The organism is Arachnia propionica, assembly GCF_003932785.1.
Classification (GTDB): domain Bacteria; phylum Actinomycetota; class Actinomycetes; order Propionibacteriales; family Propionibacteriaceae; genus Arachnia; species Arachnia propionica_B.
Genome location: NZ_RQYT01000062.1, coordinates 1 through 12,843, shown reverse-complemented (window position 1 = coordinate 12,843; position 12,843 = coordinate 1). Strand labels below are relative to the sequence as shown.

Here is a 12,843-nt window from a genome sequence, read left to right as displayed (position 1 = left end):
CTGTCCGGCTGTTCCGCCACCAACACCCGCCGCAGCTCCAGCGCCTCCTCCGCCAACACCAACGCCCGACCCGGATCCACATGCCCGATCAGATCCACCACCGTGTTCAGTGACGCCGTCAGGTCCCCCCTCGCACGGAGGCTGTCCGGCTGTTCCGCCACCAACACCCGAGCCAGGTCCAGCGCCTCCTCCGCCAAGCGGAGCGCCCGACCCGGATCCACATGCCCCACCAGATCCACCACCCTGTTCAGCGACACCGACAGATCCCGCCTCGCCTCCAAACTCTCAGGCTGCTGCGCCACCAACACCCGAGCCAGGTCCAGCGCCTCCTCCGCCAAGCGGAGCGCCCGACCCGGATCCACATGCCCGATCAAATCCCCCACCCGGCCCAGTGACGCCGCCAGGTCCCGCCTCGCACGGAGGCTGTCCGGCTTCCGCCACCAACACCCGCCGCAGCTCCAGCGCCTCCTCCGCCAACACCAACGCCCGACCCGGATCCACATGCCCGATCAAATCCCCCACCTTGTTCAGTGACACCGACAGATCCCGCCTCGCCTCCAAACTCTCAGGCTGCTCCGCCACCAACACCCGAGCAACCTCCAACGACTCCTCCGCCAACCGGAGCGCCCTACCCGGATCCACATGCCACACCAGATCGCGCAACACCGATGACGCCATCACCTTGGTTCGGCTCGACTCGCACGGCAACGTGTTCACAACAGCTTCAACCAGCACCACCGGCCGCGCATCCGTGACGTAGGCAGCCGCCACATGGGCGAAAAAGTTGGGAATCTCCCCGAAACGTTCAGGCCGGATAGCGAGAGGACGGGCGAGTGCATCGAGCAGTGCATCCACCTCCCACCGATTCGAAGGCGATGAGAAGTCACTCTGAACATGGTCAGCCCGGGCCATGACATACTCATCAATCCCTTCCAACAAGGCCCCGTTGCCCTGATTCAGGTGTTCGGCAACCAGCCGGTGCATCCGGCCCGTAACCCCCGGGTAGGTGCCCTCCTCGATCAGGCGGCGACCCTCCAGGATCCCGCGGATTCGGTCCCACCTGCCCTTCAGATGCGTCCTCGTCGCCTCGAACACTTCTGGCATGATTTCTCGGGCCAGATCCTCCAGCCACGGCCACGGGATCATCTCCGGCGGCATCGCTGCCGCCAAGTGCAGCACCTCGGCGCTGCCCGGGCAGGACTCCCTGAGACTCGTCAGCATGTCGTCGAGGATCACTCCCAGCAGCTTCTGCTTGTGCAGGATCGCCGCCTGCTCCCGGGTACCGGCCTTGGTCAACTCGTCGCCGGCCAAGGCACCATGCTTCCTCAGATGCTCCAGGTACTCCCGCACCGAGACGTTCTGGTTCGACAACAGATACACACCCGCCTGCTCCACCGCCAGCGTGAAACCGCCCAACAGCTCCGCCAGCTCGTGGGCCGCCTGTTCCTCGTCCGCCGACGCGAAATCCGGCAGGTCATCGGTTCGAACCGGCTGGAGGGCGCGCAGCAACCCCACCGACTCCCACACGTCCAAACCCCCGATCGGAACATGTGCCAGCTGCTGCGGCAGATCCGGCAGGTCCTGCACCCCCAACCGGGTGGTCGCCGCCACGTGGAACTCCCGACCATGCGGCAACTCGCCCAGCTGCTCCGCCCCCAGCAGCGACACCTGATCCACGTTGTCCAGGATCAACAACACGTGCTGACCATCCCGGCTACGACGACGCAGCTCCTCCCGCACACACCGACCGGCCTCCTCCGGATTGCCCTTGGCCTCCTCCGGCACCATGAAACTTGGCAGATCCGTGGCGAGACGCGCCAGCAGCGGCAGCATCTCCTTGGCACCCTCCGCAGGCAACAGCCACGTCCCCGCCGCGAAATACCCCTTCTTCTGCTGCGAGTAGTACCGCACCAGCTCCGTCTTCCCGATCCCCCCGAACCCCTCGACGGCCGTCACCACACCCACCGACGTGTTGTCCACCAGCACCTCGTCCAGCTGCGACAACTCCTCCTGCCGCCCGACGAACCGCCACGTCCCCTGACCGACGTTGCTGTCAATCCGCTCCCAGCTCTTGACCTCACGCCACCGGTCGCGCAGCTGCTCGGCCAGTCCCTTCGCCACCTCCGCGAGCTTCTCGTGGTCGACGCTCCCGGGCTCCCGCGAGAACATGCCCCTGAGATCCGTCGCCTGCATCCGGTGCACCTGCTCGTACCAGCGCTCGTGTGCCTCGTCGGGCTCCTCCAGATCCACATCCTCCAGGAACACCGGCACCAGCCCCGACGGCAGCTCATCCGAGCCCGACCTGTGCCTCCCCTCGTAGCCTTGGAACTCCCACAGACAAGGCCCGCTGGCGAAATAGTTCTCCGACGTGCAGGCCAACACCACCGGGGCCTGCCGCAGCGCGTACGACAGCTTGCTCTTCCACTCCTCCAAGGTCGTGATGTCCGAGCGATCGAAGAACACCCGGAGCTCCTGACCATCCGACGTCTCGAACTCCCGGCGAAGCGCCGCCACCAGCTCCGTCACCCAACCGCCGACATCGTCGAGACGGGCGTAGCTCACGAACACCGAGTACGGGCGCTCCTTGAGGTTCACATCAGACATCGTCGGCTTCCTTTCGTCGCTGCTACTCCACTCTGACGGACAGCCACCCCGAGGAGCTGTCACCGGCAGATACCGGGCACAGCGAGTGGGCAGGTTCCGGAGGTCTCGACACGGACAGCGCGCTACGCGCGCGGTCCGGCTCGACCAACGGAAGGGGCGGACTGCTCGCCCCGCTCACGGTCCGGCTCGACCAGCGGGGGGAGGTGGACTGCTCGCCCCATCCGCGGTCCGGCTCGACCAGCGGGGGAGGTGGACTGCTCGCCCCACCCGCGGCCCAGCACGACCAACGAGAGGAGGTGGACTGCCGTCGCCCTGGTGTCCCCCTGACCGCGCATCCTCTGAGACGACCCCGACTCTCAGGGTGTGTTCGCGCGGGACGAGCTGTCCGTCAGGAAGGGGTGACGACGCGCGCACAGCGATGAGGAGGGGGTCATGTCACGATCCTTGCCACCGGCACGGCCCGGCCGAGGTCCCGGGCTGCGGCGGGCACGGCCGCTGCCCGCCCAACCCGCGCCCACGCCGACGGCGCCCGCCGTCGCCGCCCTGGTGCTCGCGGTGCTGGGCGCGACCACCGCCCTGCTGCAGAACCACCGGTACTCGCTCCTGGCCTACGGGATCGTGCTGGTCGCGGGCTTCGCCCTGATATACACCCAACGCCACCTCGCGAACCGCGCCACCATCTCCCACCACTCCACCCGCGCCCAGCCGATGCCCCTCATCGAACGGCTCAGCATCTGGGCCCTGCTGGCCGCCTGCTGCTGCAACGGCCTGGTCATCGCCCTCCACGTCTCCCGCTTCGGATGGGGGTTCTGATGCGCCGCCTCGTCGCCCTCCTCGCCACCGCCCTCGGCCTCGTCCTCATCACGCCCGCCCCGACGGCGACCGCCGACGAGCCCGACCCCATCAGCCCCGCCACCACCCACCTCTACTCCTGCCTCCAGACCGCCCACAGCGTCAGCGTCCTGTTCGTCCTCGACAAGTCCGGCAGCCTCAGCCTCCCCGACAAGGACCCGGAGGGGCTGCGCTACGACGGCCTCACCACCGCCCTCACCGGGCTGTCCGGCATCCACCGCAGCGACGGCGAACGCATCGACGTCGAGGCCGCGATCGCCGGCTTCAGCGACAGCTACCTGCCCGCCGCCGAGGTCGCCCCATGGCAGCGCATCAACGGCGACGACCATGCCACCGTCATCGCCCAGATGGTGGAACGGGCCCGCACCCGGCTCACCCCGCAGGGCGGCACCGACTTCCAGCAGGCCCTCGAGGGCGGCCACGCCGACTTCGACCTCGCCCACCGCAGCTCCGACTGCCGGATCATGTTCTGGTTCACCGACGGCGAGTTCACCACCGCCAAGGGCAAGGACCTCGTCGACGACGGGGAGGCGGTCGCCGGACCCCTCATCGAACAGGCCCGCGCCGAGATGTGCGCGCCGACCACCGGGGTCATCGACCGGCTCCGCGCCGCCGGGGTCGTCGTGCTCGGCATCCAGCTCGGCCCCGCCGCCGCCGACCTGAAACGCATGAGCATCGGCATCCTCGACGACACCACCTGCGGCACCTGGCCCATCCCCGACGGCTGGGCGCCCGGCGGCTACCTGCAGGTCGACGACGCCGCCAACCTCAACTGGGTGTTCTCCCGGATGAACGACCTCGCCACCGGCTGCACTCCCACCCCCGGCAACCACATCGACGCGGGCATCGGCCGCATGATGGTCCGCATCCCCCGCGCCGCCGTCGTCACCCCCGTCCCCGAGACGGAGACCGTCACCCTCACCGCCCCCGACGGGCAGCCCCTCACCTTCACCGTCCCGGGCGAACACAACATCGGGGCGTACCGGGTGGAGACCTCCCACGACGCGGGGCAGCTCGGGGTCCGCGTCACCCTGCCCGCCGAGACGACCCCCGGGGCCTGGCAGGTCACCGAACCCGCCGACCAGGGCACCCCCACCTTCTGCGTCTGGTCCGACCTCACCCTCACCCCGGATCCCGACCAGCCGCCCCTCACCGCCACCGAGTCCGGCCGGATCCGGGCCGTCGCCACCCGCCCCGACGGCAGCGTCGCCGACCTCGGCGTCTACCGGGACGTGACGCTGACCGCCCGGGTCACCACCGCACACGGCGACGTCCTCGAGGCCCCGGCCCGGATCGACGGCGGCAGCGTCGTCATCGACGTCACCCCCGGAGAGCTCGACCCCCGCCTCGACGTCGCCGTCACCGCCACCCCCACCACCGGCTCCGGGCTCGTCCTCGCCCCGGTCACCGCCGCCTGGTCGGTGCCGGTGCGTTCCGACAGCTTCCCCAGCATCCTCCCCACCGACCGGCTGGATCTCGGCACCATCATCCGGACCGACACCGGCCGCGCCACCCTCACCCTCACGGGCGCGAAACTGGGCCCCTCATCGGTGTGCCTGGCGTCCGGCGGCGAGTTCACCGGCCCCGTGGCCGACGAGTCCTCCCGCCTCGACCTGCCCGAGGGCTGCATCGACCTCCAGCCGGGTGAGCAGCGCACCGTCGAGGTCAGCTTCACCCCCGGTCAGCAGGCGGTCGGCGCGGGTCGATCCTCCCTGACGGTGACCCTCACCTCGGCGGCGTCCGCGGGGCAGGAGGCGCAGGACGTCACGTTCCAGCTGCCGGTCACCTGGTACCAGACGGTGCCGGTCAACCTGGCCACCTTCACCCTGACCTTCCTCCTCCTCACCGCCGCGTCGGTGCTCCTCATGGGTGCTGCCGTGTGGCTGGCGATGTTCCTCACCACGAAGTTCACCACCAAGGGACTGCGGCACACCCAGGCGGACATCCGGATCACCCCGACCGGCTTCGACCTCATCCAGCCCTCCGACGCCGCACCCGAGCGGCCACACTCCAGCCGCCCCGGATCGCGACGCTCCACGACGCGGGACCAGTTGTTCGACGACCTCCGTCCACTCATCCCGCTCAACCCGCGCATCATCAAGGTGCCGGGCGTGACGCTGCGCGCCTACACACCCCTCTTCCCTGGCCAGTCACCCCGCTTCACGGCCTACGTGCCCGACACCCATCTCATCGAGTCGAACAGCTCCGAGGTGGGCCTCGACGGAGGACATCGCGTCCCCGTCACCCCCGGCCTGGCGATGCTCGTCCTCGTCACCGCCAGCATCGCCGACGTCGTCGCCTCCCCACCCGGTGGCCCACTGCGCGCCACCCTCCACATCATCACGACGAACACCCGCCTCACCCCGCAGGACATGAGCCGGGCCGTCCAGGGGCTGCGCTACAGCAGCTACCTCGAGAGCTGGCAGAAGACGCACCGACCCCACCACGACACCACTGACACTCCCAGCACGACCCAACGCAACCGACCCTTCACCCGTCGCCGACCCCAAGGAGAATGACCATGGCGAACATGCACCCCATCCTGTTCCTCGGCCTCGGTGGGACCGGAGGCAAGGTCCTCGGAGTGATCCAGAACACCCTCGCGCGCCGACTGCGCGGCGTGGGCGTCGACGAGATCCCCGACGGCATCCAGTTCCTCCACATCGACGTCCCCGCCCAACGGGACGCCGAGGAGGGCGGCTACGCCTTCGGCCTGTCCCCCGACGACTACCACGCCCTCACCGTCGCGAACTCCTCCTACAACACCGCCCACCGCGACTTCCACCGCGCCCTCGGCCCGGGCAGCGACGCGGCCAGGTCCTTCGAACGGTGGGCGCCTCGGCCCGGCTCCGTCAGCGACGCCAGCGGCGAGGGGGCGCACCAGATGCGCGCCTACGGCAGGGTGGTGGCGCTGGATCAGCTCCCCCAGATCAGCAGGGCCATCCACGCACGGCTCGTCACGTGCGTCCAGGGCCGCGACCAGCTCAACCCCGCCGCGACGGCCCTCGGCCAGGCGGGGCTCGGCCAGCCCATCCAGAAGCCCCTCGTCATCGTCATCGGCTCCCTCACCGGCGGCAGCGGGGCCGGTCTCGTCGGCGACGTGCTGGACGTGCTGCACTCCCTCGAAGGGGTGCTCCCCCACAGCGCCATCACCACCCTGTTCTCCCCCGACGTCCACGCCGGCAACGGCGCGGGAAGCCCCGGCCTGGCCCCCAACGCCCTCGCCGCCGTCTGCGAACTCATCGCCCAGGACTACAGCCCGGGTGTGGGCCGCACCGAGACGGGATACCAGCCCACCCGCGACGCCATCTTCAACGCCAAGAACCTGCCCAACGCACCCAGCAGCGGCACGGAGGCGTACTTCCTCGTCGGTGCCTCCTCCCAACGCGGCACCGTCTTCACCCGCCCCCAGGACGTGTACCGGGTGGTCGGCAGCATGTACGCCGACCTGGCGATGAACCCGAACCTGCTCGGCAGCTTCGTCGCCTACACCCTCACCAACTACGACAGCGCGAAGCAGCACGCCACCGACCATCTCGGTCTGACCTCCGAGAACAGCTACGACAACCCCAACCTGATGGGGCTCGGTTTCGGGCAGCTGTCCATCGGTCGTTCCTTCTTCGCGCAGTACGCGCACGAACGCCTCATGCGCCTCATGGCCGATCAACTGCTGGAGGCGCACCTCAACGTGCCCGCCACCGACCGTGGCAAGAGCAACGAGGTCCTCCTCGACCAGGCCATCCACACCCACTACGAGAAGTTCGTGCAGTCACTGCAGCTCAACGAACGCGACACCCGCAACGTGCAGAACGACGACATCCACCACCAGGTCACCATCCGCGACACCCCGGCCTACGAGAACCTGCTCCACGACTTCGGCCTGAGGCTGCAGCAGCACATCGAGCAGCACGGCCGCGGCAACCACGTCTCGACGGAGACCGCCTACGAGCAGGCCCACACCGACGCCCTCCTCGAGATGAGGGAGGCCGAACCCGGCTCCTCCTACACGCCGCTGCGGGAGCTGGCCCGCCAGCTGTTCCACGAGAACCTGGAGCAGTTCGAGCACGACCTCCAGGCCCGGCTGCTCAACCAGATCCCGGCCGCGATCGCCGCCTACGGGTTCCCCGTCGTCCTCGGCATGCTGCGGATGCTCCGCGAGCACCTCGTGGAGGCCGCCCATCAGCTGTCCTCGCAGGCCCTCGACGCGGAACGCGACGCCGCCTCCCACCTGCAGCACCTGCAGCACGGCCGCCCGGGGATGTCGCGTCGCATCCGCAAGGACAGCCAGGAGCTGAGCGACATCCTCGAGGACGCGAAGGACCCGATCATCTGGCTCGTCCACGGCGACGAGCTGCGGGCCACCAGCTCGCTGGTCGCCGACCTGCTCCAGGGCACCATCGACCCCTGGATCGCCGCGATCCAGAGCTCCCTCGACGGGCTGCGGAACCGCGTCGACAGCCCCCTGCCCGGCGGAGGCACCCTGCGCACCACCTGGCCGTCGGCCACCGAGGGGGTGCCGCACCACCTGCGCCCCAGCGCCGTCGAGTTCACCCTCGAGGATGTGGAGGAGTTCCCGCAGGAGTTCCTCCGGCAGGTGACGGCGCGGATGCCCGGCACCGACGAGGACCTCGCCACCCAGCTCGCCTCCACCGAGCAGATCCAGCAGCGGGCCCTCGACGACGCGATCCGCGACCTCATCACCGGCAAACGTGATGACCTCAACACCGGAAGGCGGATCGAGTGGACCGACCTCCCCGTCGCCCAGCAGGCCGAGAACTGGGTGTCCAAACTGCGCGACAGGGCGAAGGCCCGATCGGCGGTGATCCGACTGGCGTTCACGGCCGAGGATCTCGACGACCGGGTCGTCGACTGGCTCAACGACCCGAACTCCGGGACCCGCCAGTACCTCGACTGCACGCTGCGCGAGTACCTCAACCCACCCGCGAACTCCGTGACCGACGAGGAGATCCGACGCCGCCACGACACGATGGTCACCGAGTTCGAGAAACTCATGGCGGCAGCCGTGCCGCTCGTCCAGCTGAACGAGGCACTGTTCTCCCAGGTTCACGGGGGACGGCCGGAGACCGGCCTCATCCTCGACGCCGTCGACGTCCCCGCCCTCGACCAGGCCATCCAGAACCGGCTCGGCACCCAGCCCCTGCCGCAGCGACTCAAGGCCGTCGTCGCCCGGTTCTTCCCGAACCAACCACTCAGCACCGAGGGTACCCCGTCCCCATCGATCACCCTGCTGTCCTCGACAGCGGCGCCCTTCCACCTCCTCGTGGCGGGCAGCATTCTCGGGCCGGCGGCGAACTCCGGAGACGCCACCTCCGAACGGGGCTGGCGCAACCGACGCAGCCGCCCCCTGCCGGAGTACCTGCCCCTGGCCATTGAGACGCAGAAACGACTGCTGCAGGGGCTCTTCATCGGGCGGCTGACCGGCCAGGTGGAGATGGACCGGCGGCGCCCGGAGCTGCTCCGGGTCCGTCTCGAGGACGGACGCTGGATGGAGGTGCCGCTGCACGGGCTGCGACTCCGGCACTCCCAGTTCCCGCAGCGCGACTACCCGGGCCGGTTCCTCGAGAGCCTGATCCCCGCGCTGGTGGAGGCGCACCGACGCAGCGATCTCACACCGCTCCACCCCTACCAGCACCTGCACCGGCTCGGCGTCAGCCACACCCGCTACCCGTTCCCCATGGCCGAGTGGATCGAGCGGGGCGGGGAGTTCCCCCAGACCAACGACGTCTTCCGACTCTCCGCGGCGGACAACGTCGAGGCGCGCAGGAAGCAGGTGGAGAAGGCCCTCACCGAACTGAGGGATTCCTTCGACCACCTCGCGAGGCTGGGGGAGGACGTCTCCCCGGAGCTGCTGCCCACGCTGGAGATCATCGGGATCGCGCACGAGGCCATCGACGAACTGCTGCGGCACGCCACCGTGGTCGAGGAACGGTTCTGACCCGATGCCCCGCCGTAGCGTCTTCATCTGCGACGAACCGGACTGGGCCCGCGCCGCGGCGTGGGCGCGGGCCGGACTCGTCGGCCCCAGCCTGTGGCTGGTCGCGCCCGACGGGCCACCCGGCCCCGTCGTCGAGATGGAGGCCCGCAGCCTGCCCGACGGCGCCGTCGCCCCTCTTGGCGAGTTCCTGGCCCGCGACACGGACCTGGAACGGGTACAGCTGATCTGGTGTCCAGATCCGGAGGTTGACGACCTGACCGACCACCCCTGGAACCGGGAGGCACGCGACGCGATCCCCCGGATCCTGGGCATGCAGTTCCTCGCCGGTGCCGCGGTGTTCGCAGCACGGCCGGGATGTCCTCTGCCGAAGCTGTCACCGAACTGGGCACGCATCGTCGTCGGCCCGGAGGAGGCCATCGTCCCGGGAGGTGCGGAGGCGCCGGGACGGGACGTCGAGGAGGCCCGCCTGCACGTCGCCCTTGCCCTTGGCGGGGCGGTGGCCGGGACGCCGGGGACCACGACGCGGCCACTGCTCGATCCGTCGTGGCAGGGTGAGGAGGTCTGCGCCACGGCATTCACCAGCACCCTGCTGGGTGGCGATCACCTCGATGCGGCGGCCCGGGACCACCACGAACGGACCCTGCCATGGGCCGACGCGGCCGAGATGACCCCCACCCGGTTCCACGACGACCAGCACAGGGAGGAGCTCGTCACGGACGCAGTTCTCCACGTGCTCGACACGGGTGAACACCCCCTGCGATGGATTCCGATCCACCCGGAGGAACTCGGATTCGCCCCGGCCTCCTCCGAGGGACTGAGGGCGTTCTTCCGACGGTTCGGCAGCTTCATCGGTTTCCTGTTCCACCACAGCCGAGCGGTGCCGTGGCAGGCGAGGGTGCGCAACGCCGTCGTCGATGAGCTGCAGGGCTCGGACATGGGCGTGGAGATCGAGCGGGCGGACGACACCCCCGGCCTCATTCCCGCCCCGAACGTGTTCGAGCTGGACCGGCAGCAGGTGGAGCTCATGGAGACCCTCTGGCGCGAGGACCGGGACACGGGCGCGCACGCCCCGTCTCGTTCCTCCTGGCAGGCGGTGATCGACACGACGAACGGTCTCATCGACGGCAGCGACCTTCCCGACGGCCTGGATCGCCCCACCTATCACGACCGGGGTTGCGTGGTCCCGCCCCTGTCGGTGCTGGGCTTCGTCGTCCCTGAGGGAGGCCTGTCGCCGTCGGCACCGGAGGAACCGGGCAGGATCGCCGGGCTCGACCATGCCCCGGCGTCAGCGGCCGTCGCGGCCACCGCGGCCGCCCGCGTCGTCGCAGGGCTGCAACAGCCCGGCCCTGCCCTCATCCCCGCCTCGTCGAGGGCGTCGTCCGTCACCTCCCGGCTGGCCGCGGAGGCAGCCGGGCGCGACGCCGAGATCCGCGCCGAGCAGGAGGAGGCCTGCGGCAACCCCCAGGGTGCCTCAGGGCTCTCGTTCCTCGACGCGGTGCGCACGCAGGTCCTCGCCGACAGGATCGGGGCGGGACTGTTCGCGGATCGGTGGTTCCGTCTTGCCACCGGCCCCCTCAACGGGCTCATCCGGCTCCGATCGGCGCTGTTCGTGTTCCTCCTCGTCGGGGGTGTGCTGCTGTCGACGCTCCTGGCAGGGGTGAACCTCATGGAGCCGCAGTGGCTCATCGACCTGCTGGGACGCCTCGGGATCCAGGCGACCCCCGGCCAGGTGTGGACCGGGATCGGCGGCCTGTCGACGGTGCTCGTCGTCGGCCCCGTCGTGTGGTTCTTCTACCACTACGAGACCTACCGCACGCGGGCGATCCGGCAGGCGGAGGCGCGGGTACTGCTGCTGCGCGCGGCGAGGCACGCCAGGGATGAGCATCGCCGACTCATCAGCGCGGACCGCACCCTACAGCTCTGGACTCGGGTGCTGCGTGGGGTGTACCCGCTGCGAACGGCCGAACCGGAGGTCGCGTCTCCCTCCGCGGCACTGGAGCTCCCGAGCGCGTGGACCTGCATCGAGTTCCACGCAGCGGACGAGGAGTTGGGCTCCTGGCTACGGGAGGCCCCGGACGACTCCAGCTGGAGGCAACGAGCGACGCACCAGTTGCTGACCAGCTGGGCGGAGGAGCACGGGGAGAACGCTGCTGCGATCGTGGCAGACGCCGGATTGCCCCACGGCCTCCTGCATGAACTGGCAGCCACCGTCGAGGAACGATGGCGGCATCTGGCGGACCGGCTCGTGCGGGGCTCCGGCCAGCGGCTTCGAAACCGGATCCTCAACAGCGACGTGGAGATCGCGCCCGAAGGGACCAGGACCTGGAGGCTGGAGGCCTTCCTGGACCGGGTCGTCGATCCCCAACACCAACCGGGGCAGGAATGCGACCGCACTCGATCGGACTCCCCGGCCCAGCACCTCACGGTTCGGCTGGATCCCGATGAGGGCGGCCCCACCTCACAGGTCATCGCGTCGACGACCTGCGTCTACCAGCGCTGCCTGGAGCCGCTTCCGGAGCGGCTCCCCGAGCTCCAGCCCCTCCCGGAGGACACCGCACGGTTCTGAATCCGGATGCGTAGGTCGGGGTGAGCAGACAGCTCACGGACCTACGGAAGGAGCTCGAGATGTGGTTCTACTGGTGACCGACAGACCATGACCCGGAGCAGACAGAAGCCCTCGCGGGGCCGACAGATGTCGGCCCCGCGATTGCGTTCCCTGCCGGATTCCCACCCCCTCCCCCCGGCCTCCCCGGCACACTGATTCGCCTGCCTTGGATCGGAAACGCCTGCCTCGTTCCACTTCGCCTGCCGAACTGGACAGGCGAGCCGCCTTCAAGGCAGGCGAGCCACACCCAAGACAGGCGAAGCAGGGTCGAGGCAGGCGAAACCACCACGGTCGCGGATCGCCTTGCGCAGGGTGGACGGCACGTCAGGGCGATCTTGACGCTTCTGATGAAGCCCTCCAGATCCCGTCCCGGATGCGTAGGTCGGGCAGGCACACGCCACCCGCTACGAAAGGATTTCGAGATGTGGTTCTACTGGTGACCAGCACATCGTGCTGATGCTGCTTCAGCACCCATAGGGGCCGGCGCCTTGAGGCGCCGGCCCCTGACACTGCCCAACACACCAATCCCGACATCTCTTCCCCACAGGAATGCCTTGCACCGGACGAAGTGGCACACAAGCAGGTAAGGTCTGCTGCCAACCTGAAGGCGTTATTCACGACCTTCTTCTCCGCTGGTCGAGCCGGACCGCACGCGCCAGCGCGCCGTCCGTGTCGAGACCCCTGGCGCACGGTGCAGGAACTCGAGCTGATCGGGAATCCCGCGGAGGTCTCGACACGGGCCCTCCGCAGGCTCCGGGCCCGGCTCGACCAACGGTGAAGAAGGCGGCTCTGCCACGGAAACAAGCAGCCGCCCAGGCCCCGTGAA

Annotated in this window: 6 protein-coding genes; 4 read left to right on the top strand and 2 right to left on the bottom strand. The window is 69.4% G+C overall.

Annotation, left to right across the window (positions count from 1 at the left end; translation table 11 throughout):
- Window positions 1–257, bottom strand: a 257-nt coding sequence (locus tag EII35_RS14785) for a hypothetical protein (RefSeq protein WP_221739780.1), incomplete at its 3' end; no start/stop codon positions are given.
- 28 nt (window positions 258–285) lie between these two features.
- Window positions 286–2,604 (bottom strand): tetratricopeptide repeat protein, encoded by a 2,319-nt coding sequence (locus tag EII35_RS14780; RefSeq protein ID WP_125229232.1) that lies wholly within the window; start codon window positions 2,602–2,604, stop codon window positions 286–288.
- Window positions 2,605–3,036: 432 nt separating this feature from the next.
- Between EII35_RS14780 and EII35_RS14775 the strand changes: the two genes are divergently transcribed.
- The 4 genes from EII35_RS14775 to EII35_RS14760 are packed head-to-tail and all read left to right on the top strand — an operon-like array spanning window position 3,037 to window position 11,978.
- Window positions 3,037–3,417 carry a hypothetical protein gene (locus EII35_RS14775; RefSeq protein ID WP_125229231.1) on the top strand — a complete coding sequence of 127 codons (381 nt, stop codon included), beginning with the start codon at window positions 3,037–3,039 and terminating at the stop codon, window positions 3,415–3,417.
- Complete coding sequence (locus EII35_RS14770) at window positions 3,417–5,975, top strand: hypothetical protein (protein WP_125229230.1); 2,559 nt, start codon at window positions 3,417–3,419, stop codon at window positions 5,973–5,975. The genes EII35_RS14775 and EII35_RS14770 overlap by 1 nt, the downstream gene beginning before the upstream one ends.
- A gap of 2 nt (window positions 5,976–5,977) precedes the next feature.
- Window positions 5,978–9,412 carry a tubulin-like doman-containing protein gene (locus EII35_RS14765; protein ID WP_185744381.1) on the top strand — a complete coding sequence of 1,145 codons (3,435 nt, stop codon included), beginning with the start codon at window positions 5,978–5,980 and terminating at the stop codon, window positions 9,410–9,412.
- Between the two features lie 4 nt (window positions 9,413–9,416).
- A complete protein-coding gene (locus tag EII35_RS14760) occupies window positions 9,417–11,978 on the top strand; it encodes a hypothetical protein (protein ID WP_125229228.1) in 2,562 nt (853 codons plus the stop codon).
- The last annotated feature ends 865 nt before the right edge of the window (window positions 11,979–12,843 follow it).

Bases quoted from the DNA above. Each gene is read 5' to 3' on its own strand.
- EII35_RS14780 (WP_125229232.1), bottom strand. From the start codon at position 2,604: ATGTCTGATGTGAACCTCAAGGAGCGCCCGTACTCGGTGTTCGTGAGC.
- EII35_RS14775 (WP_125229231.1), top strand. From the start codon at position 3,037: ATGTCACGATCCTTGCCACCGGCACGGCCCGGCCGAGGTCCCGGGCTG.
- EII35_RS14770 (WP_125229230.1), top strand. From the start codon at position 3,417: ATGCGCCGCCTCGTCGCCCTCCTCGCCACCGCCCTCGGCCTCGTCCTC.
- EII35_RS14765 (WP_185744381.1), top strand. From the start codon at position 5,978: ATGGCGAACATGCACCCCATCCTGTTCCTCGGCCTCGGTGGGACCGGA.
- EII35_RS14760 (WP_125229228.1), top strand. From the start codon at position 9,417: ATGCCCCGCCGTAGCGTCTTCATCTGCGACGAACCGGACTGGGCCCGC.